This is a genomic window from Kitasatospora sp. NPDC001225 (assembly GCF_053597855.1).
On the sequence record NZ_JBSFJC010000009.1, the window covers coordinates 92,822 to 114,250 of the forward strand.

The following is a 21,429-nucleotide window of genomic DNA, read 5'->3' on the forward strand; positions in this document are numbered from 1 at the left end:
CCCGCAACCCGCTCGCGGCCGCCCACCGGGCCCGCTGGTACGACGACGACGCCGGGCCGCTGGTCCGCCCGTACGCGATGACCAGGGGGCGCACCGGGGCCGGGGAGCAGCGCTTCGACCTGATCGCCGTGGTGGTCGCCGAACTCCCCGACCCGGCGCTCGTACCGGACGCGCCCGAGCCGCCGGTCGGCCCGGAACAGGCGCGCATCCTCGCGCTGTGCCGGGGCACCCCGCTGTCCGTGGCCGAGCTGGCCGCCGAGCTCGACCTGCCGGTGGGCGTCGTGCGGGTGCTGCTCGGCGACCTGCTGGCGGCCGGGCTCATCCGGGTCCGCCGTCCCGTCCCGCCCGCCCTGCTCCCCGACGAGCGCATCCTCCAGGAGGTCATCCGTGGACTCCGTGCACTCTGACCATCCGTCCGACCTGCCTGATCCGTCGGTATCGTCCGACCCGTCCGATCCGTACGGCCGGTCCGGTCCGTACGGCGGGTCGGACCCGTTCGATGCCGAGGATCCCGACGACGCCGTGCTGGCGCTCAAGATCCTGGTGGCGGGCGGCTTCGGGGTCGGCAAGACGACGCTGGTCGGCGCGGTCAGCGAGATCCGACCGCTGCGCACCGAGGAGCGGCTGACCGAGGCCGGGCGGGAGGTGGACGACCTCGACGGCGTGGAGCGGAAGTCGACGACCACGGTGGCGATGGACTTCGGTCGGATCACCATCCGCGAGGGGCTGGCGGTCTACCTGTTCGGCACCCCGGGGCAGGACCGGTTCTGGTTCCTCTGGGACGAGCTGGCCCAGGGGGCGCTCGGTGCGGTGGTGCTCGCCGACACCCGCCGGCTGACCGACTGCTTCCCGGCCGTCGACTTCTTCGAGCACCGGGGCATCCCCTTCGTGGTCGCGGTGAACCGTTTCGCCGGGACACGGGAGTTCAGGCCGGAGGAGGTCGCCCGCGCGCTGGACCTGGACGCGGGTACGCCGGTGCTGTTGTGCGATGCGCGCCACCGGGCCTCGGGCAAGGAGGTGCTGATCAACCTGGTCGAGCACGCGGGCCGGGTGCACGCCGCCCGGCTGCTCGCGGACGTCTCTCCGGTGGGCTGAGGTGTCGGCGGGAGGTGTCGGCGGGCGGACGGCGTGCGGATGACAGCTGACACCTCACAACTAACAGATGACAGCTGACAGATTTCGAAATCTGTCAGCTGTCATCTGTCACCCGTCGTCTCTCAGCGGTTCCGGGTCCGGCGGTTCAGCTGTGCCACTGGAACACGATCCGGGTCCAGCTCGACCCGGGGCAGTTGCCCCAGACCGCCCAGGCCTGCGGCCGCGCGCCGATCCACAGGCCGGTGCTCGACGAGCCGTCGGCACAGTAGGTGATGGTGCGCAGTCGTCCGGAGTAGACGTTGCAGGTCCCCTCCCAGCGCCAGCCGTAGTCGGCGGTGATGACGCAGCGGTAGGTCGCGGTCTCGACGGTGTTCCAGTCCGTGTCGGTCTCGGGGGTGATGGCCTGGGTCCGGACCGTCGCCGCGGCGGCCGGCAGGGCGGTGGTCCCGAGCACGCCGAGGGCGGCCGTGGCGGCCAGCCCGAACGTGGCGATCTTCCTGGCGATGCAACCTCGCACGGTGGTTCTCCTTGCTCAGGGGTTCTCGTCGGGCGGAGCCGTCCCCGGTCGCCGGGGTGTCCGCGCGGAGGTGAAGTCCCGCTTCCTGTGCGGTTGGTGACATGGTGCACACGAATGACTGCGCACAGTGAGACGACGAACTATGATGTGACCTGTGTCACAAGTCATTCGGTCGGCTCAAGACCCCTGTGGCCAGGGCGGACCGGGTGCTCGGGGTGCCGATTTCCGGGGAGAGCGGCATGGTGGATTGCAGCGGTCGAAATGCGGGCGGCGGACGGGAAGAGGGCTTCGGTCCGAGTGGGAGTAGCGGTCAATCGGCCGAATTCAACCGGGTGTTCACGGATCTCCTGCCCAGACTCCAGCAGGCGGCGGCCTCCCTCGCCGGCGGTCCGGTCGGCGCCGGGGACGTCGTCCACGAGGCGTACCTGCGGATCGCCCGCCGGCCGGAGCGCTTCCTCGGTCATCCGCAGCCGTACGCCTACGCGTTCACCACGATGGTGAACATCCTGCGCGACCAGTGGCGCCGGGAGCGCCGGCGGGTGTCGATGCCCGAGGTGCCGGAGGTGGGCGACGCCGTCGAGCGGGACCGGGGGGAGTCCGACCCCCGGTCCGGCGGGATGGCCGAGTTGCAGGCGCGCTGGGAGGTGGTCCGCCTGCTGGGCTTCCTGACCGTCAAGCAGGCCCGCGCGGTGGCGCTGGTGGACCTCGACGGCTACAGCGTCGACGAGGCCGCCGAGCTGCTCGGGCTGCACCGCAGCACGCTGGCCGTCACCCGGCGCCGCGCCCACGGCCGACTGCGCGCCGTCCTCCAGCGGGAACGCGAACGCGAGCGGGAGGCGGGGTGCGAACGGGAGCAGGAGCGGGGGTGCGAACAGGAGCGCGAGCGGGAGCACGAGCGGAGCTGAGGGTGTGGCGGTGCGCGGGGCGGCGGGCGTACGAGCGCCGCCCCGACGCACCGAGCTGACGGCAAGTCAGCTGATGCGCCGCCCCGGCCCGTACCCTGCGAATCGTGATCATCCACCAGCACGGCCGCCTGCGCGCACTGGCCGAGGACGGCCGCTGGCCCGAGCTGCTCGCCGCCTACCGGCAGGGCCGCGCGGCCGCCGTGGCGGAGGCGGGCGAGGAGGCCGCGGCCGTGCTGACCGCGCCGCTCGGCCACCTGATCGCCTACGCGGCGCCGCCCGAGCTGGCCGTCCGCCTGTTCGACCGGGACGGCGGCGCGGGGACGTCCGCCGGAGTGGCCGACCACGACGCCGGCCCGCTCTGGGAGGTGCTGGCGACCCGGCACTCCTGGCTGCGGCTGGCCCCGCTGCTCGGTCCGGTCCCGGTGCGACGGCTGGTCGCGCACACCCGGGCGCTGCTCGGCGAGGACCTCTCGTACGGGGCCGAGCCCGACCCGGAGGGCGTGCCGCTGCGCCTGGAGCCGTGGGAGGCGGCGGGCTGGGACGAGGCGGCCCGGGTACGCGAGTACCTGCCCGGCGGGGGCGCGCGCAGTGCGCTGCTGACCCTGCCGGCCAGCCGGGAGGGCCTGGGCGAGGTGGAGCTGCCGCCGGTGGCGCGGTCGGCCGGACGGCCGGACGGGCCGCCGGTCACCCGGGCCCTGGAGGGGCTGGGCGCGCTCGCGCCGTGGGCGGAGACGGCCTGCGTGCGCGGTCAGGCCCCGGCGGCGGCCGCCCTGCTGGCCCGCGACCGGCAGGTGGTCGGCGGGTACCTGCCGTTCGCGCTCGTCTACCCGGCGCTGGTGCGGTCCGCCGCCCTGGAGCGGGCGCAGGGCTGCGCGCACGGGAGGCTGGGGGTGTGGCGGGCACTGGCCGCGATGGCCGGGGCGGACGGCCTGGACGGTTCGGACGGTTCGGACGGTCCGGATGGGGCGGGCGCTGCGGGCGGGGTGGACCGGGGCGAGGTGAACGCGCTGGTGGACCGGATGCGCTGTTTCACCTGGCAGGAGCCGTCGGCCGGGCTGCACCATCTGCACGTCGTGCTGGAGGACCCGGCCGGCGGGGTGTCCTGGGTGGTCAGCGGCTCGCAGGACCTGTGACGAGCGGGCCGGGGACCCGTCCGGGCCCGACCGGGAACGTCGGCCGGACGGGAAAACGAGGACCCCCGGTCCGGCGCCGTTTCCGGGGGTTGGTGGGGGCGCCGGACCGGGGGAGTGCGGGGGTCGCTGCCGGGGTCAGACCCCGGCGGTGGCCGCGCCCTGGGTGGCGGTGCCCCGGGTGGGGACAGCCTCGGGGGCGGTCTCGGGAGTGGCCTCGGGGGCGTCGGCCGTGGAGCCGTCCGACGCGGCGGCGGGACCGGAGGCCGCACCGTGGGAGTCGACCAGTGTCAGCTCGTCGAACGGCAGCTCGCCGGCCAGCACCCGCCGGGCGCGCTCGGCGTCGATCTCGCCGGTCCAGTGCCCGATCAGCACGGTCGCGACGGCGTTGCCCGCGAAGTTGGTGAGCGCGCGGGCCTCCGACATGAAGCGGTCGATGCCGACGATCAGGCCGACCCCGTCCACCAGCGCGGGCTTGTGCGACTGGAGCCCGCCCGCGAGGGTGGCCAGGCCGGCGCCGGTGACCCCGGCCGCGCCCTTGCTCGCGATCACCATGAAGACCAGCAGCGAGAGCTGTTCGCCGAGCGACATCGGCTTGTCCATCGCCTCGGAGATGAAGATCGACGACATGGTCAGGTAGATGGCGGTGCCGTCGAGGTTGAAGCTGTAGCCGGTCGGCACGGTGATGCCGACGACCGGGCGGCTGACGCCCAGGTGCTCCATCTTGGCGATCAGGCGGGGCAGCGCGCTCTCGGAGGAGGAGGTGGAGAGGATCAGCAGGAACTCGCGGCCGAGGTACTTCAGCAGCGCGAACACGTTGACCCCGGCGACCAGGCGCAGCAGCGTGCCCAGCACCACGACGACGAAGAGCACGCAGGTGACGTAGAAGCCGATCATGATGACGGCCAGGCTCTTCAGCGCGGCGGTGCCGGTGGCGCCGACCACGGCGGCCATCGCACCGAAGGCGCCGACCGGCGCGACCCACATGATCATCGACATGACCCGGAAGACCAGTCGCTGCACGTGCTCGATCCCGCGCAGCACCGGCGCGCCGGCCGGGCCCATCGCCTGGAGGGCGAAGCCGGTGAGCAGGGCGACCAGCAGGGTCTGGAGCACCTTGCCCTGGGTCAGGGCGGAGAACAGCGTCTCGGGGATCATCCCGAGCAGGAAGTCGGCGGTCGACTGGGCGCCGCCGGCGGCCGCCTGGGCGTGGCCGGACTTGGCGAGCGCGGCGGTCAGGTGCAGGCCGCCGCCGGGCTCCAGCAGGTTGCCGACGACCATGCCGATGGCCAGTGCGACGGTCGACATGGCGAGGAAGTAGCCGAGGGCGAGGCCGCCGACCTTGCCGACCTTCGCGGCCTTGGTCACCGAGCCGATGCCCAGGACGATGGTGCAGAAGATCACCGGGCTGATCATCATCTTGATCAGGTTGACGAAGCCCGTGCCGATCGGCTTCAGCTCCACGGCGAAACCGGGGGCGGCCAGGCCGACCACCACACCCGCGACCACCGCGGCGATCACGGCGATGTAGAGGTAGTGGGTCCGGTCCTTGCGTCTGGGTCCCGCCGCCGCGGCGGCTCCAGTGATCGACATCTGCGGCTCCCTTGCCGTGCAGTCCTGGTGGCCCCGGGGGGATGGGCCGCTCTGACTATGGGCTCCGAGGTGACGGAGGTCACGTTTGCGTTCATAGAGTTCATGAACGGCGCGGGCGGCCCGGATGTCCGACCCGGCTGTCCGGCCCGGAGGCCTAGCCCGCGAATGGTGCGGGCCGGACGGCCCTCGGGGGCGCCCGGGGGCGTGGTGCACACTGGCAGGCATGTCCGAGCGCACCGCCCCCACCGCCCCGCGCCGCCGTTCGCACCGGCCGACGGGCCGCGGTCCCCGGCGGCTGGTCCGCAGCCTGGCCGGGCAGCTGTTCGTCGTCCAGGTGGTGATCGTCGCCGCCGTGGTCGCCGGTGGCGCGGTGCTCGCGTACCTCTTCACCGCCGACCGTGCCGAGGACGCCGCCCGTCGCCAGGTCACCGCGGTCGCGCACGCCGTCGCCGACTCGCCGTCCGTCCGGGCCGCCGTCGGCGCCCCCGACCCGACCGCGGCGCTCCAGCCGTACGTCGAGCAGGTGCGGGCCGACACCGGGGTCTCCTTCATCACCGTCATGGACACCGACGGCGTGCGCTGGACCCACCCGCTGCCCGAGCAGATCGGCCGGACCTACCTCGGGCACATCGACTGGGCGCTCGCCGGGCAGACCCGCAGCGAGACGTACACCGGCACGCTCGGCCCGTCCGTGCGGGTGGTCGCCCCGGTGTGGGACGAGCGGCACCGGGTGGTCGCGCTGGTCAGCGCGGGCCTCACGGTGGAGTCGATCTCCGCGCAGCTGAGCGGTCCGCTGCTCGCCCTGGTGGGGGTGGCGGTCGCCGCGCTCGCGGTCGGCGGCGTCGGTACCTACCTCGCCAACTCCCGGCTGCGGCGGCACACCCATGGGATGGGGCCGGACCAGCTGAGCCACCTCTACGAGTACCACCAGGCGACCCTGCACGCGGTGCGCGAGGGACTGGTCCTGCTGGACCGCTCGCACCGGGTGGTGCTGTGCAACGACGCCGCCCGTGAACTGCTCGGTCTGACCGGCGACCTGGACGGTCGACCGGTGGTGGAACTGGGCCTGCCGGAGGCGCTGGTGGCGGCCGTGCTGGGGGAGGAGCCCGTCCGGGACGAGGTGCACCTGACCGCCGAGCGCGTCGTGGTGCTGAACACCTCCACCATCGGCACCGGCCCCGGCCTCGGCCGGGTGGTGACCCTTCGGGACCACACCGAACTCCAAGCGCTCAGCGGGGAGTTGGACTCGGTGCGGTGCTTCACCGAGGCGCTCGGCGCGCAGGCTCACGAAGCCGCCAACCGGTTGCACGCGGTGGTCTCGCTGATCGAACTCGGCCGCCACGAACAGGCGGTGGAGTTCGCCACCGCGGAGCTCGAACTCGCCCAGCAGCTCACCGACCGGGTGGTCGCGGCGGTGGGCGAGCCGGTGCTGGCCGCGCTGCTGCTCGGCAAGGCCGCCCAAGCCGCCGAACGGGGTGTGGAGTTGACGCTCACCGAGGACAGCCGGATCGACGACGGGGTGCTGCCGCCCGACCTCTCCGCGCGGGACCTGATCACCGTCCTCGGCAACCTGATCGACAACGCCGTGGACGCCGCCATCGCCGGCGCGGCCGAGAGCCCCGTCCCGCCGGAGGTCACCGTCACGGCGCGGATCGCCGGCGGTCGGGACTGCGGCGGTCGGGACTGCACCGGCGGCGACGGCGAAGGTCGCGATGGCGGCGATGACGGGGATGGCGGTGACGGCGCAGGGGTGCCCGGTGACTGCCTGCTGCTGCGGGTCGCCGACACCGGCGCGGGGATCGACCCGGGCGCGGTCGAGGACGTCTTCCGGCGGGGCTGGAGTACCAAGCAGGACGGGCACGGGCACGGGCTCGGGCTGGCGCTGGTCGCCCAGGCCGCCCGGCGCAACGGCGGCACCGTCGAGGTCGGACGGGAGCGCGGCGCGGTGCTCACGGTGCGGCTGCCGCTGGCCGGACGGCCGGGAGGGCCGGGAGGGCCGGGCGGGCCCGGTGGCGAGCCGGGGGAGCCCGCCGACCGGCCCGGTGGGTCGAGCGGTCGGGAGCGGGAAGGGGCCCTGGCGTGAACGGCACCGCCCACACAGCCGCCGCCGGGGCGGGGATCTCCGTCCTGGTGGTCGAGGACGACCCGGTGGCCGCCGCCGCGCACACCCTCTACGTCCGGCGGGAGCCCGGCTTCCACGCCGCCGGGACGGTCCACAGCTGCGCCGACGCGCTGCGCTTCCTGGACCGGGCCCGCGCCGCCGGGACGCCCGTCGACCTCACCCTGCTCGACCTCTACCTGCCGGACGGCCACGGGCTCCAGCTCTGCCGTACGCTGCGCGCGGCCGGCCACAGCACCGACGTCATCGCGGTGACCTCGGCCCGCGACCTCGCGATGGTCCGGCAGGCGGTCTCCGCGGGCGTCGTGCAGTACCTGCTGAAGCCGTTCAGCGCGGCCGCCCTGCACGACCGGCTGGAGCGCTACGCCCGCTACCGCGACAGCCTCGGGCGCAGCGGGGAGGCGACCGGGCAGGAGGAGGTCGACCAGGCGTTCGCCCTGCTCCGTACGCCGGAGCGCAGCACCCTGCCCAAGGGGCTGAGCGCGCCCACCCTGGACACCGTCGCCTCGGTCCTGCGCGAGGCGGCCACCGGGTTGTCGGCGGCGGCCGCGGGCGCGGCGGCCGGCGTTTCCCGGATCACCGCGCGGCGCTACCTGGAGCACCTGGTGGAGACCGGGTGCGCGGTGCGGGAGCCGCAGTACGGGAGTGTCGGGCGGCCGGAGCTCTGCTACCGGTGGCGGCACCGGGCCTGAGGGGCGGGGCCCGAGGAGCCGGACCTGAGGGTCGGGCCTGCGGGGCGGGGCCCGGCCGTCGGGTTCGGCCGGTGCGGGCCGGGCCGTGACCTTTCCGCGCGGCGCTCGTTGGAGGAACCGGGGGAGGTTCACTCACTCGGGTGGTTCTGGGACCCCGAGGGCATTCCGCCAGGTCAAGGGCAGTAAAGTTAGGCTTACCTAACTTCCCCTGGGGGTTTCTCGTGTCGCTCGCTGCCGTACCCGTCCAGGCCGCCTCCGGAGCCCCGGCCGCCGGTGAAGCCATCCTGCGCCGTCAGCGCGTCCGCGAGTCCGCAGCCAGAACATACGCCCGCTCCTTCCCGATCGTCCCGGTCCGCGCCCACGGCATGACCGTCGAGGGCGCCGACGGGCGGCGCTACCTGGACTGCCTCTCCGGCGCCGGCACGCTCGCCCTCGGCCACAACCACCCGGTGGTGCTGGAGGCGATCCGCCGCACCCTCGACAGCGGCGCCCCGCTGCACCTGCTCGACCTCGCCACCGCCGAGAAGGACGACTTCACCAGCGCGCTCTTCGAGAGCCTGCCCGCCGAGTTCGCCGCCCGCGCCCGGGTGCACTTCTGCGGACCGGCCGGGACGGACGCCGTCGAGGCCGCGCTCAAGCTGATGCAGACCGCCACCGGCCGCTCCGGCGCGCTCGCCTTCACCGGCGCCTACCACGGCATGACCGCCGGCGCCCTCGCGCTCACCGGCAACGTCGCGGTCAAGGAGCCGCTGCCGAGCGGCGGCGAGGTCGCCCGGCTGCCCTACCCGTACGGCTACCGCTGCCCGTTCGGGGTCGGCGGCGAGGCGGGCGCGGACCTCGCCGCGACCTACGTGGAGCGGCTGCTGGACGACCCCTCGGGCGGTGTGGTCGCGCCCGCCGCGATGATCCTGGAAGCCGTCCAGGGCGAGGGCGGGGTCGTCCCCGCGCCCGACGGCTGGCTGCGCGCGATGCGCCGGATCACCGCCGAGCGCGGCATCCCGCTGATCGTCGACGAGGTGCAGACCGGAGTCGGCCGCACCGGCGCGATGTGGGCGATCGAGCACAGCGGCATCGTCCCGGACGCGATGGTCCTCTCCAAGGCCATCGGCGGCAGCCTGCCGCTCGCCGTCGTCGTCTACCGCGAGGACTACGACGGCTGGCGGCCCGGCGCCCACACCGGCACCTTCCGCGGCAACACCCTCGCCATGGCCGCCGGGGCCGCGACGCTGCGCCACGTCGCGGCGAACGGGCTGGTCGAGCGGGCCGCCGTCGTCGGCGAGCGGATGGCGGCCCGGCTGCGCGAACTCGCGGCCGAACTGCCGGTGATCGGCGACGTGCGCGGCCGGGGGCTGATGCTCGGGGTCGAACTGGTCGACCCGGCGGCCGAGCCCGACGCGTGCGGCGCCCGGCCGGCCGACCCGGCGCTCGCGGTGCGGGTCCGGGAGGCGTGCCTGGCGCGGGGGCTGATCGTCGAGCTCGGCGGGCGCCACGACGCGGTGCTGCGACTGCTCCCGCCGCTCACCATCACCGACGAGCAGGTGGCGGCGGTGCTGGAGCGGCTGGCGGAGGCGATCGCGGCGGCGTCCACGGGTGGGCCGACGGGTGGTTCGGCGAATGGTTCGGCGGGCGCGCCGACGGTGCGGGGGAACCGGTGAGCGGGCCCGGATCCGGCCCCGTCGGGCTCCCCCGGGACGGCGCCGCCACCGACGCCCTGGCGGGCGGCGCGGCCGGTCCTGGCGCGCTCGGACCGCTGCTGGCCACCGTCCTCGACTCCCTGGAGACGGGCGCCGCCATGCGCTCCGGACCGGTGCCGGCGGGCAGCCCGGCCGAGATCGCCGCACTCGTCGACGAGGCCCTGGCCACCGACGACGGACCCGGCGCGCTCGCCCGGCTCACCCAACTGCTCGCCTACGGCGCCGCCGACCCCGCCGACCCGGCCTGCGCCGCGCACCTGCACTGCCCGCCGCTGGCCGTCGCCGCCGCGGCGGACCTCGCGGTCAGCGCCCTCAATCCCTCCCAGGACTCCTGGGACCAGGCCCCCGCCGCCACCGCCCTGGAGAGCACGCTGCTCGCCGAGATCGCCGGGCTCATCGGCTACGACCCGCAGCGCGCCGCCGGCGTCCTCACCTCCGGCGGCACCGAGTCCAACCTCATGGGGCTCATGCTGGCGCGCGACCAGAAGCTCGACGGCATCGTGGAGCTGGACGGCATCCCGGCCGGCGTCCGGCCCTGCATCCTCGCCTCCGAGGCCGCGCACTTCTCCGTCCAGCGCGCCGCCGCCCTGCTCGGCCTCGGCGAGCGGGCCGTCATCCCCGTCGCGGTCGACCGCGGGCTGCGGATGCGGGAGGACGAACTGGAACGGGCGATGGCCGAGGCCAGCTGGGCCGGACGGACCCCGATCGCCGTGGTCGCCACCGCGGGCACCACCGACACCGGAGCCGTCGACCCGCTGTCCGCCGCCGCCGACCTCGCCGGCCGCTACGGCGCCTGGCTGCACGTGGACGCCGCGTACGGCGGCGGGGCGCTGCTCTCCGACCGGCTCGCCCCACTGCTCGACGGCATCGCCCGCGCCGACTCGGTCTCCCTCGACTGGCACAAGCTCGGCTGGCAGCCGGCCGCGGCCGGGGTCTTCCTGGTGCGCCGCGCCGAGACCTACGTCTCGCTCGCCCGCCGCGCCGAGTACCTCAACCCGGTCGACGACGAGCAGGCCGGCTACCCCAGCCTGCTCGGCCGCTCGCTGCGCACCACCCGCCGGGCCGACGCCTTCAAGCTCGCCGTCACCCTGCGCACCCTCGGCCGCGACGGACTCGGCCGCCTGGTCGACTCCTGCCACGACCTCGCGCTCGCCGCGGCCGACGCCGTGCGCGCGGACCCGGCGCTCGAGCTCTACGCCGAGCCGGTGCTGACCGCCGTCCTTTTCCGCTACCGGCCGCCCGGCGTGACGGACGAGGCCGCGCTGGACGAGGTGAACGGCCGGCTGCGGCGCCTGCTGCTGCGCACCGGCCGGGCGGTGGTCGGCCGCACCGAACTCCCGGGCGACGGTCCGGGCCGGGTCCGGTTGAAGCTCACGCTGCTGAACCCCCACACCACGGTGGGGGAGGTCGGCGCGCTGGTGCGGGAGGTGGTGGGCGCCGGCCGCAAGGTCGCGGGCGAGCGGGCGGGGTAGGGCCGACGGGGGTTCCGCGGGGGCTCCGGGCGGGCGGGCCCCGGCGTCAGCCGGCGAGGAGGATCGACCGGGTGAGCTCCCAGGTCTCGGGGTCGGCGGCGACCAGGAGGCCGTCCTCGCAGCCGGGGGCCTCCGGGCGGTACGGGGTGCCGTCCGGGCGGGCGGAGACGCCGCCGGCCTCGGTGACCAGGAGGGAGCCCGGGGCGTGGTCCCAGGGGAGGGTGCGCCAGTAGAGGAGGAAGTCGAAGCGACCGTCGACGACGTCCGGGTACTCGATCCCGGCGGCGTGCCGGCCGGGGGAGATCTCGCCGAAGGCCGCGATGTTGTCCTGGAGCCGGCGGCGGTGCGCGGCGTCGAGGTAGCGGCTCTTCACCGAGCCGCGCAGCTTCGCGACGTCCTTCGGTGCCGGGGGCCGGGTCAGGCGCACGCCGTCGCGCCAGGCGCCGGAGCCCAGCTCGGCGCAGTAGGCGGTGGCGGTGGCGGGCTGCCAGATCCAGGAGGCGACGGTCCGGCCGGAGCGGACCAGGGAGCACATCACGGCGTACTCGGGTCTGCCGGCGACGAAGTTGGCGGTGCCGTCCACCGGGTCGACCAGCCAGGCCGCCGGCTCGTCGTGGAGGGCCAGGGCGAGCGACGGGTCGGCGGAGACCGCCTCCTCGCCGACCACGGGGACGGGCAGCAGCTCGTGCAGTCGACGGGCGATGATCGCCTCGGCCTCGCGGTCGGCGACCGTGACGATCTCGCCGGGGGCCTTCTCCATCACCTCGCCGGCGGCCAGCGCCCGGAAGCGCGGCTCCACCACCTCGGCCGACGCCTCGGCGAGTATCTCCGCCACCTTGTCCATCAGCACGTTCGCGCTCCCTTCGCTGCCTACCACTCTCCCACGAGCGGAGGAAGGGGGCGGCGGCGGTCCGGGGCGGTGGAACGGCTGACGGCCTACGGTTGATGGCTGACAGATTGCAGCTGACAGATAACAGATAACAGCTGACAGATTTCGAAATCTGTCAGCTGTTCGCCCCCGGCCGTCGACGGCCACTTCGGCGCGTCCACGCCCGCGGCCTTCGGGCCACTTCGACCGGCGGGACCGGTGAGCCGACCGGTGGAGTTGGGCATGGTTATCGAGCGCGGTGATGCGTTGTAAGGTGAGCCTCACCTTAATCGATCATGCGGAATCGATCTCGGGAGTGCCCATGGTTCCCGGAACACCCCTGCCCGTAGCACCCTGCGCGTCCTCCGCGCTGGTCGCCGACTACCGGCGGCTGCGGGAGCTCTGCCCGGTGCTTGAGCTGCGCCTGCTCGACGCCGCCGAGCCCGCCCCGGGCCTCGCCGACGGCTGGCACTCCGGAGCCGAACTCGCCACCGACGAACGGGCGCTGGCCGCCGTCCTGGCGGGTGCGGAGGCCCGCATCGCCGACGAGCACGGCCGCGCCCCGCGCCCGCACGTCACCGCCTCCCGGCTGCTCCACCACTACGTCTGGTCGGCCTGCCTGCTGATCGCCGGCCCCTGGCACCTCGCCCGCCGGGTCCCCGTCGTCGACCCGGCCGACCTCTGGCTGCACGCCCCCACCGGCGCGCTCGCCCTGCGCCCGCGCGGGTACGTCACCCTCCCCGGCGACGACGAACTGCGCGCCGAGCTGCGGGCCGCCGTGGTCGCGCACCTCGGACCGGTGCTCGCCGCGTTCGCCGGTCCCACCCGGCGCCGCGACCGGGCGCTCTGGGGCATGGTGACGGACGATCTGGCCTCCGCCCTCTGGTACCTGGGGCGGATGCTCGGCGAGGAGGGTGCCGCCGTCGCCGCCGCAGGGGAGGGCGCCGCCGTCGCGGTCGCCGAGGAGGACGCCGCCGTCGCCGCCGCCGAGGCCGTCCTGCCCGGCGGCACCCTGCCGCTCCCCGGCGGCGCCGACTTCCGCCGCCTGCACACCCCCGACGGGCGCGCCCACCACACCCGCACCCGGCTCGCCTGCTGCCTCTACTACGCGGTCGGGCCCGCGGCCACCGCCTGTCTGACCTGCCCGAGGACCTCCGACGAGGAGCGGCTGCGGCGGCTCTGACGGTCCGTCCACAGTCGGGCCGCGCAGCCTGGTTCGCTGTCAGTGGCATCGGCTATGGTCGCCGACATGATCGATTCCACCACGCGGGTCCGGATCGCCCGCCCCTCGCGCGACATCGCGGCGGCCGAGCGCTTCTACGTCGACGCCCTCGGCCTCGCCGTGCAGTGGCGCAGCACCGAGCGGGTGTCCGGCGAGCACGACCTGCTGATGGTCGGCCCGCCCGGCGGCAGTTGGCACTTCGAGCTGACGCACGACCCGGAGCGGCCGCTGGAGCCCACCCCGACGGTGGACGACCTGTTCGTCGTCTACCTCGGCGCCCCGGTGGACGAGGCACTGGTCGCCCGGCTGGAGGAGGCAGGCGGCACCCGGGTCGCGTCCCACAACCCGTACTGGGACGAGCACGGCGTGACGATAGCCGACCCGGACGGCTACCGGCTGGTGCTCTGCTCCCGCACCTGGGGGGCCTGAGCCCCCGGCTCCCGGGGCGCCCGGCCGGCCGTACCCGTTCCGATCCCCTCGCGCTCCGCGGGGCCGGGCGCACGTCCTCCGGCCCCGCCGGGCAGCACCGCCACGCCCCGGTCCAGGTCCACGCCGAAGTGCGGCGGCGCTCCGGCCTGTTCGTCGTCCCGGAGCACGAGCTGCTCCCGCTTCTGCTCGACCTGCACCTGCTTGCCCGGGCTGAACAGCGCGTGCAGCTCCTCCAGCCCGCCGGCACCCGTCCCCACCCCGGGCCCGCGCCGCCGCGGCCGCGACGAGGACTCCCCCTGGACCTGCCACACCGCCAGCAGCACCAGCCCCAGCACCGCCGCGACCGTCGCCGCCACACCCACGATCCACCCCATGCCCGCTCAACGCGCGCACGGGGCCACGGCGTTCCCCCGGGCGCACACGTGGGCGCGCCGCGGGTACGTCGCGGATTCGACGCGGGTTCGACGCGGCCGCACTGTGGCGCAAAGCGCACGGGCGGGCGGCGGGTCCACCGGATACGCTGCCGGACGAATCGGAAGGAGCACCCTCACCATGCTCGTGCGCGGAACCCTCGTGGACATCCCGACGGCGGACGGCACCGCCGACGCCTACCTCGCCCACCCCGACGACGGCCGGGCCCACCCGGGCGTCATCCTCTTCACGGACGCCTTCGGCCTCCGGCCGCACGTGGAGGGCATGGCCGACCGGCTGGCCGCGGCCGGGTACGCCGTACTCGCCCCCAACCTCTTCTACCGCGCCGGCCGCGCGCCGGTCTTCGACCTGCCGGAGCGCATCGACCTGGAGCAGGCCGACGAACTCTTCGGCCGGATCTTCCCGCTGATCGAAACGCTCACCCCGGACGCGAACTCCCGCGACGCGGACGCGTACCTGCGCTGGCTCGCCGAGTCCCCGCTGGTCCAGGACGGCCCGGTCGGCCTGACCGGCTACTGCTTCGGGGCCATGCTGGCGCTGCGCGCCGCCGCCAGCCACCCGGACCGGATCGCCGTCGCGGCCGGGTTCCACGGCGGCAGGCTCGCCACCGACAGCCCGGACAGCCCGCACCTGGGCGCCGACCGGATCACCGCGGAGCTGTACTTCGGCCACGCGGACGAGGACCCGTCGCTGCCGCCCGAGCAGATCGACCGGCTCGCCGCGGCCCTCACCGCCGCCGGTGTCCGGTACCGGGCGGAGGTCTACGCCGGCGCCCCGCACGGCTACACCCAGGCCGACACCAACCGCTACGACGCGGTGGCGGCCGAGCGGCACTGGGAGGCGCTGCTCGGGCTGCTGAAGCGGGCCCTGCCCGCCTGAGCTTGTTGTTTAACCTCGCGGGTCACTCGACCTGCTGAGATCTCCGGGATCGGGGAGCATGCGACGCGGCCGTTCCCCATGCTTCGAGATGTCGAGTCACGAAGTACGAGGGAACGGCCGCTGCTTATGAGTCTTCCAGCCAACGTGCCTGCGGGCGGGGCATTGGACGTCCTGTCCCGCTTTCGGGTCGAGTTCTACGACTGTCTGTACGCCCGCGCGGATGCGTTGTTCGAGCTCACGGATGCGGTGCTGTGCGCGGACGGCCCGGTCAAGACTTTGGTCGAGCTGTCACTGGCCGTCGAGCACCGGCGCGGGCACGGCGCCTTGTATGCGGCGCTGGACCGTGGCTGGTTGGAGCCGACGCGCCTGCGCCGGGCCCTGGCCGAGCTGCCGCTGCCGAAGGCGGCGGACGGGTGGATCATGCTGGCCGTCGACGTGTCCAACTGGCTGCGGCCCGATGCCCCCACCAGCAACAACCGTCTCTTCTGCCACGTCTATGGACGCGGCGATCGCACCCGCGATCAGCTCGTCCCCGGCTGGCCCTACTCCTTCGTCGCCGCCCTGGAAGCCGGACGCACCTCCTGGGTCGCACTGCTGGACGCCGTGCGACTGGGCCCTGCGGACGACGCAACGCTCGTGACCACCATCCAACTACGTGACGTCATCGAGCGGTTGATCCGGGCAGGACAGTGGACGCCGGACGATCCACAGATGCTGGTCGTCATGGACTCCGGCTACGATGTCGCCTACCTCTCCCACGCCCTGGCCGACCTGCCGGTCGTGCTTGTCGGACGGCTTCGCTCGGACCGGGTCATGCTCCGCGATCCGGGCCCGGCCCGCCCCGGACCGAAGGTCGGGCGGCCCCGCCGACACGGCGGCGTCCTCACTTTCGCCAAGCCCGAAAGCTGGCACCAGCCCGACGTCACCACGGCTACGGACACCACCCGCTACGGCAAGGCCGAGGCGATGGCCTGGGACCGGATGCACCCCCGGCTCACCCACCGAGGCCCCTGGCTGGAGCGCACCGAGGAAGAACTGCCCGTCCTGCACGGAACGTTGGTGCGCTTGCAGGTCGAGCGACTGCCGGGCGATCGCGACCCGAAGCCGGTCTGGCTGTGGTGCTCGGCCGCCGGCGCCACGCCGACGGACGTGGACCGCTGGTGGCAGTTGTTCCTCCGCAGATTCGACCTGGAGCACACGTTCCGGCTGATGAAGCAGACCCTGGGCTGGACCGCCCCGAAGGTTCGCCACGCGGACACTGCCGACCTGTGGACCTGGCTGATCATCGCCGCCCACACCCAGCTCCGCCTCACCCGGCCCCTCACCGAGGACCTCCGCAGGCCCTGGGAACGACCGGCCGAGCAACGGCGCCTCACCCCTGCCCGCGTCCGCCGGGGGTTTCGCAACATCCGCGCGACAGCCACCTGCCCAGCAGCCGCACCGAAACCGTCCCGACCGGGGCCAGGACGGCCTCCAGGCTCGAAGAACAAGCACCGAGCCAAGCGCCATGACGTCGGCAAGACCGTCAAACGCGCCAAGACGATCAAGAAACACCAAGCGCACCAGGGTTAAACGGCAAGCTGAGGGGCCGTCGGAGAACTGTCCGGGGCCGGTCTGATGATTGCCTGAGACCGGTCCCGGACAGGTCTGAGGACTGCCCGAGGCCGCTCGCAGGCCGGTCGGAACCAGGCCCGGGGGAAACGGGGCCGAACGAGGGATCCAGGGGGACGGCACATGAACACCAGTCAGGGCACGCGGGGAAAGCCCGCCGGGCCGGGTCTGCGGAGCGTCCAGGAGGCCGTCGCCCGGGCGCTCGGCGAGCACCTGCCCGGCGGCGTGCGCACCGGCGAACTGGACCGGGACGGACGGGCGTTGCACTGGGTGGAGGCCGGCCGGGGCGGCGCCGTGCCGGTGGTCCTGATCGCGGGCGCCGGGACGTCGGCGCTCACCTGGTCGGCCGTCCTGCCCGAACTCGCCCGGTACGGGAGGGTCGTGGCGTACGACCGGGCCGGGCTGGGGGCCAGCGAGCCCGAGCGGTCCACCGCCCCGGCGCTGAACGGCCAGCTCGCCGACCTGGCCGCTCTCGTGCGGCACCTGGACGCGGGTCCGGCCCTCCTGGTCGGGCACAGCTGGGGCGGTCAGCTGGCCCAACTCCTCGCCTGGCAGCGGCCGGAGCTGGTGGCCGGGCAGGTGCTCGTGGACCCGGCCCACGAGGAGTTCCAGCCGCGGTCCATCCAGGTCGCCGAGGCCGCGCTGAACCGGCTCTGGCTGTACCGGACGGCGCTGTCGCCGACCTCGCCCGAACCGGAGGAGCCGCTCGCCCGGGCCGAGGCGGCCGTGATAGCGCACCGGCACCAGCGGCGTGCCCTCCTCGCCGAACTGGGGCTGACCGCCGCCGCCGTCCCCGAGCTCCGTCGTCGCCGCGCCGGGGCTCCGCCGACCGAGGCGCCGCTGGCCGTCCTGAGCGCGACCCGGGGGCTGCCCAGGGCGATGCGCGTCCGCTGGACCGCCCTCCAGGCGGGCGTCGCGAGGAGCGCCGTCCGGGGGACGCACGGCACGGTGCTCGGCGCCGGTCACGCCATCCAGGCCGACCGGCCCCACGCGGTCGTCTCGGCCGTCCGGGAAGTCGCGGACCGTGCTCGATATTTCCTCAAGGACTGACAACTCACGCCCAATTCCTTTTCGGACCTGCACGACTGAGTCCACGACACCCTCTGGCACACTGTGTGCCGACGACCCGCGGGGGTGGGGTCATGACACGGGGGAGCAGGGGTATGAGCGGCGCGGGCACCGTGCTCGGCGGGCGGTACGAGCTGGTCGAGAAGATCGGCGGCGGCGCCATGGGCTCGGTCTGGAAGGCCGAGGACACCGTGCTGGCGCGCAGGGTCGCGGTCAAGATCCTGCGCTCGGAGCTGCTGGAGGACGACACCTCCGCCCAGCGCTTCCGCCGCGAGGCCCAGCTGGTCGCCGCGGTCGACCACCCCGGTGTGGTGGGCGTCCACGACTACGGCGAGAGCGGCGGGGACGGCGAGGAGCGCTGCGCCTACATCGTCATGGAGCTGATCGACGGCCGTCCGCTGGACCGGGTGCTCAAGGACACCGGACCGATGGGCGTCGAGCGCACCCTCGACCTGGTGGCCGGAGCCCTGGACGCGCTGCACGCCGCGCACCAGCGGGAGATCGTCCACCGGGACATCAAGCCGTCCAACCTGATGGTGCGTTCGGACGGCCGGGTGGCCATCACCGACTTCGGCATCGCCCGGGCGCTCGCCAGCACCAAGCTCACCGCCCCGTTCGCGATCATCGGCACCGCGCTCTACATGTCCCCGGAGCAGGCCGAGGGCGTGAACCTCGGACCGGCCACCGACCTGTACTCGATCGGCGTGGTCTGCTACGAACTGCTGGTCGGCGAGCCGCCGTACTCCGGTGACGGGCCGCTCCAGATCGCGCTCAAGCATGTCAACCAGCCGGTGCCGGAACTGCCGGACACCTTTCCGGCGCCGGTACGGGCACTGGTCGCCCGGGCGCTCGCCAAGAAGCCCGAGGAGCGGTACGCGGACGCGGCGGAGATGGCGAGGGCGGTCCGGGCGGCGCTCGCGGGGGAGGGCTTCGCCGGCGGCGGGCAGACGCCGGGGAAGGCCGGCGCGGCCGACAGCGGGACCCTCCCGCTCCGGCCCGGTGCGGGCCCGGCGGCCGAGGGCGGTGCGGTCCCGGGTGGTGCGGTCCCGGCGGCCAAGGGCGGTGCCGCGGAGCCCGCGAAGGACGGTGCGGCGGGGCCGGCCCAGGGCGGTGCGGCCGTGGCGCTGGTCAAGGGCGGGGCGGTGGTGGTGCCCGCCGCGGGCGGCGCCCCGGCACCGGACGAGGTGGCGAAGGTGGAGCCGCAGGCGCAGACCGAACCCGGTCGGCGGCGGTCCCGGCGCACCCTGCTGGTGCCCGTCGTCATCCCCGTGGTCATCTCGATGGGCACGGCGACCGTCCTGCTGGTCGACCGCGGGGCCGGCGGCACCGACGCGGCCCAGTCACCCGGCGCCCAGCCGACCGTGGTGGTCACCGCCCCCGCGAACCCGGGCACCGCCACCTCGGCGCCCGCGACCACCACCGCGCCGACCACCCCGGCGCCGACCGACACCCCGGCGGCCACCCCGGGCCCCGACCAGCCGGCGCCCGGCGCCGCCCAGAACCAGCCGCAGGTCCCGGTCCCCCCGGTGCCGGCCGCCGGTGGTCAGGGCGGCAGTGGCGGTTCGGGCGCCTCGGCCGGTTCGGGTGGCGCCCGGACCGGTGGTACGGGCGCGGCCGCCGGTGGGGCGTCGTCGGCCGGTCAGGGGAGCCAGCCCGGCGGCGGCAACCCGCCCAACCCGCCCGCCAACCAGAACCCTCAGCCTCCGGCCCAGAGCGCCAACGGCGGGACCACCAGCGCCCCGCAGAGCCCGGGCCGACCGGCGTCCTGCGGCGGCACCAGCTGGAGCACCATCGTCAGCGCGAAGGACGGCCGAGCGATCGGGATGCGCGACGACAACCTGAACGGCGACAACCCGATCGTCGTCGGCGGTCACGCGCAGTACGGCTGGGTGCGCTCGACCAACCCCGGCATGTGGATCCTGTTCAACGCCTGCAACAACGGCGGCCCGCAGCTGGTCCAGACGATGGACGGGAAGGTCGTGCTGAGCAACGGCCTCAGCTTCCTCACCAACTGGACGATGCGCACCGGCAGTTCGGCTGGCTCGTACACGCTGGGCGACTACCAGAACCAGTCCTGCATGACCAACAACGGCCCCGGCAGCGCCGTCACCATGGTCTCCTGCACCCCCGGCAACGCCGCCCAGGAGTGGCGGCTGCAGTAGGGGCCCGCTCGAGGCGTGAGAATTCGCGGCGCGGGGTGCGCGAGCGGCCTGTGAGGCTGCCGGTGACCACCACCACCGCCCCGTGAAAGAGGAGCCGTGGGCTCCAGTGCCGCCGTGCCGTCGCTTCCCTCTGCCGCCGTCCCCCAACTCGCGCACAGGGAAGTGGTCCTGCGGTCCGGGCGGTGACGGTCGGCTGATTAGCAGACGACCTCCCGGTGTTCAAGGGGGTCCGGGTGGCGGGACCTCGCCACCGGCGTGTCAAGGAACCGTATGGAGTCTTCTACACACATGTAAAAGTCGATCGACGGCCGGCCGGGCCCGCTCGTCGGGTCGGCGTGCGGCGGGCGGCGGGTGGATTCCCGTAGGTGCAGGCGACCGGGCGTCGTTCGGGTCGGAGCCCTTGGCGGGATGTGGTGAATTGCCCGGGTTCGTCTGCTGATTGGAGGCTCTTTACCCGATGGCGGGACCTGGCCAATTGCTGAGCAAGACCTGTCAATTCACCTGCTGGATTGTCATGCTTCTGGTCATCCCCCAGCGGTAGCCCCACCCCCCACCCATCGGTGGCGAACCGCTCGACTGCACGGGGTTCCCGCACGTCAGTGCCCGTCCCGCCCCACAGGTGCCGACCCGGCCCCCCGGGACGCGGTGCGACCGCGCCCAGACGCGGATTCCCGGAAGGACTCGTACGTGAAGCGTAAGCTCGCGGCCGTCGCCGTACTCTCGGCCACGGCCCTGTTGACCGGTGTGATCCAGGTGAGCACCGCCGCCCAGGCCGCTCCCACCCCCTCGCTGCAGGCCCAGGCCGCCCAGCAGCACGCGACCGCGCTCAAGCTGGCGGCCGGTCAGGCCGGCCAGCTGGCCAAGGCGCTCAAGCTCGGCGACAAGGAGCAGCTGGTCGCCAAGGACGCCGCGGTGGACAAGGACGGCACCCGCCACCTGCGCTTCGAGCGCACCTACGCCGGCCTGCCGGTGATCGGTGGCGACCTGGTCGTCCACCAGAAGGCCGACGGCTCGGTGAAGTCGGTCGACAAGGCGGTCGCCGCCCGGATCGCGCTGCCGAACACGACCCCGAAGATCGCCGCTGACCGGGCCGCCACGCAGGTCACCGCGGGGGTCAAGGCCACCATCGGGGCGCGCGCCGACGCCGACGAGTCGCCGCTCACCGAGGTCCACCAGGCCGGCAAGGCCGAGCTGGTGGTCTGGGCCACCGACGGCAACCCGCGCCTGGCGTACCGCACCACGGTCGAGGGCCAGCGCGCCGACGGCACCCCGAGCCGCCAGATCCTGGTGACCGACGCGGCCGACGGCCGGGTCCTCGCCACCCACGAGACGATCGAGACCGCGGCCGGCACCGGCAACGGCATCTTCGTCGGCCAGGTCTCGCTGGCCACCACCCAGAGCGGCTCGAACTACCAGCTGAAGGACGCCGGTCGCGGCGGCCAGTCCACCAGCGACCTCAACAACGGCACCGACGGCACCGGCTCGCTGTTCGCCAACACCAGCAACAGCTTCGGCGACGGCACCGTCAACAACCGCGAATC

18 protein-coding genes and 1 pseudogene are annotated in these 21,429 nt (G+C 74.3%); 15 read left to right on the forward strand and 4 right to left on the reverse strand.

What is annotated here, in order from left to right; all coding sequences use genetic code 11:
• Nucleotides 1–59 precede the first annotated feature (59 nt).
• Both ACWDCZ_RS05255 and ACWDCZ_RS05260 read left to right on the forward strand, forming a co-directional pair.
• Nucleotides 60–407 carry a DUF742 domain-containing protein gene (locus ACWDCZ_RS05255; protein ID WP_049651866.1) on the forward strand — a complete coding sequence of 116 codons (348 nt, stop codon included), beginning with the start codon at nt 60–62 and terminating at the stop codon, nt 405–407.
• A gap of 115 nt (nt 408–522) precedes the next feature.
• On the forward strand, nt 523–1,095 hold the full coding sequence (locus ACWDCZ_RS05260; protein WP_049651867.1) for a GTP-binding protein: 573 nt from the start codon (nt 523–525) through the stop codon (nt 1,093–1,095).
• A 145-nt stretch (nt 1,096–1,240) separates the two neighbouring features.
• Here ACWDCZ_RS05260 and ACWDCZ_RS05265 read toward each other — a convergent pair whose 3' ends face one another.
• On the reverse strand, nt 1,241–1,612 hold the full coding sequence (locus ACWDCZ_RS05265) for a hypothetical protein (protein ID WP_117491060.1): 372 nt from the start codon (nt 1,610–1,612) through the stop codon (nt 1,241–1,243).
• Nucleotides 1,613–1,944: 332 nt separating this feature from the next.
• Between ACWDCZ_RS05265 and ACWDCZ_RS05270 the strand changes: the two genes are divergently transcribed.
• Nucleotides 1,945–2,517 carry an RNA polymerase sigma factor gene (locus ACWDCZ_RS05270; protein WP_387966691.1) on the forward strand — a complete coding sequence of 191 codons (573 nt, stop codon included), beginning with the start codon at nt 1,945–1,947 and terminating at the stop codon, nt 2,515–2,517.
• 104 nt (nt 2,518–2,621) lie between these two features.
• Nucleotides 2,622–3,650, forward strand: coding sequence for a hypothetical protein (locus tag ACWDCZ_RS05275; protein ID WP_449815245.1), 1,029 nt, complete (start codon nt 2,622–2,624; stop codon nt 3,648–3,650).
• 135 nt (nt 3,651–3,785) lie between these two features.
• On the opposite strand, the gene ACWDCZ_RS05280 is transcribed toward ACWDCZ_RS05275, so the two are convergent.
• Entirely contained in the window at nt 3,786–5,240 is a 1,455-nt protein-coding gene (locus ACWDCZ_RS05280) for a cation:dicarboxylate symporter family transporter (protein WP_449815246.1), read from the reverse strand.
• 223 nt (nt 5,241–5,463) lie between these two features.
• On the opposite strand from ACWDCZ_RS05280, the gene ACWDCZ_RS05285 reads away from it, so the two are divergent.
• From ACWDCZ_RS05285 to ACWDCZ_RS05300, 4 genes are all read left to right on the forward strand, one after another.
• Nucleotides 5,464–7,323 carry a sensor histidine kinase gene (locus ACWDCZ_RS05285; RefSeq protein WP_449815247.1) on the forward strand — a complete coding sequence of 620 codons (1,860 nt, stop codon included), beginning with the start codon at nt 5,464–5,466 and terminating at the stop codon, nt 7,321–7,323.
• Nucleotides 7,320–8,051, forward strand: coding sequence for a response regulator (locus ACWDCZ_RS05290; RefSeq protein ID WP_117491070.1), 732 nt, complete (start codon nt 7,320–7,322; stop codon nt 8,049–8,051). Before ACWDCZ_RS05285 ends, ACWDCZ_RS05290 begins: the two co-directional genes overlap by 4 nt.
• A 221-nt stretch (nt 8,052–8,272) precedes the next feature.
• Entirely contained in the window at nt 8,273–9,706 is a 1,434-nt protein-coding gene (locus tag ACWDCZ_RS05295) for a diaminobutyrate--2-oxoglutarate transaminase (protein WP_449815248.1), read from the forward strand.
• Nucleotides 9,703–11,217 (forward strand): pyridoxal phosphate-dependent decarboxylase family protein, encoded by a 1,515-nt coding sequence (locus ACWDCZ_RS05300; RefSeq protein ID WP_449815249.1) that lies wholly within the window; start codon nt 9,703–9,705, stop codon nt 11,215–11,217. Before ACWDCZ_RS05295 ends, ACWDCZ_RS05300 begins: the two co-directional genes overlap by 4 nt.
• Before the next feature lie 46 nt (nt 11,218–11,263).
• Here ACWDCZ_RS05300 and ACWDCZ_RS05305 read toward each other — a convergent pair whose 3' ends face one another.
• A complete protein-coding gene (locus tag ACWDCZ_RS05305) occupies nt 11,264–12,061 on the reverse strand; it encodes an inositol monophosphatase family protein (protein ID WP_049651877.1) in 798 nt (265 codons plus the stop codon).
• Between the two features lie 346 nt (nt 12,062–12,407).
• Here ACWDCZ_RS05305 and ACWDCZ_RS05310 point away from each other — a divergent pair, with 346 nt between their 5' ends.
• Both ACWDCZ_RS05310 and ACWDCZ_RS05315 read left to right on the forward strand, forming a co-directional pair.
• Nucleotides 12,408–13,268 (forward strand): (2Fe-2S)-binding protein, encoded by an 861-nt coding sequence (locus tag ACWDCZ_RS05310; RefSeq protein ID WP_387966696.1) that lies wholly within the window; start codon nt 12,408–12,410, stop codon nt 13,266–13,268.
• Nucleotides 13,269–13,334: 66 nt separating this feature from the next.
• Nucleotides 13,335–13,736: a VOC family protein gene (locus tag ACWDCZ_RS05315; RefSeq protein WP_074004433.1), complete on the forward strand. Its 402-nt coding sequence runs from the start codon at nt 13,335–13,337 to the stop codon at nt 13,734–13,736.
• On the opposite strand, the gene ACWDCZ_RS05320 is transcribed toward ACWDCZ_RS05315, so the two are convergent.
• Complete coding sequence (locus tag ACWDCZ_RS05320; protein ID WP_449815250.1) at nt 13,697–14,110, reverse strand: DUF6191 domain-containing protein; 414 nt, start codon at nt 14,108–14,110, stop codon at nt 13,697–13,699. The two genes, ACWDCZ_RS05315 and ACWDCZ_RS05320, sit on opposite strands and share 40 nt — an antisense overlap.
• Nucleotides 14,111–14,288: 178 nt before the next feature.
• On the opposite strand from ACWDCZ_RS05320, the gene ACWDCZ_RS05325 reads away from it, so the two are divergent.
• The 5 genes and pseudogenes from ACWDCZ_RS05325 to ACWDCZ_RS05345 all read left to right on the forward strand — a co-directional run.
• A complete protein-coding gene (locus ACWDCZ_RS05325) occupies nt 14,289–15,047 on the forward strand; it encodes a dienelactone hydrolase family protein (RefSeq protein WP_074004258.1) in 759 nt (252 codons plus the stop codon).
• Nucleotides 15,048–15,173: 126 nt separating this feature from the next.
• The gene (locus ACWDCZ_RS05330; RefSeq protein WP_449815251.1) at nt 15,174–16,619 is read left to right on the forward strand and encodes an NF041680 family putative transposase; all 1,446 of its coding nucleotides are present in this window, start codon (nt 15,174–15,176) and stop codon (nt 16,617–16,619) included.
• A gap of 162 nt (nt 16,620–16,781) precedes the next feature.
• Nucleotides 16,782–17,708 (forward strand): alpha/beta fold hydrolase, encoded by a 927-nt coding sequence (locus ACWDCZ_RS05335; protein WP_449815252.1) that lies wholly within the window; start codon nt 16,782–16,784, stop codon nt 17,706–17,708.
• Between the two features lie 113 nt (nt 17,709–17,821).
• Complete coding sequence (locus ACWDCZ_RS05340) at nt 17,822–19,888, forward strand: serine/threonine-protein kinase (RefSeq protein WP_449815253.1); 2,067 nt, start codon at nt 17,822–17,824, stop codon at nt 19,886–19,888.
• Between the two features lie 687 nt (nt 19,889–20,575).
• A pseudogene (locus ACWDCZ_RS05345) lies at nt 20,576–21,429 on the forward strand (M4 family metallopeptidase); the annotation flags it as partial.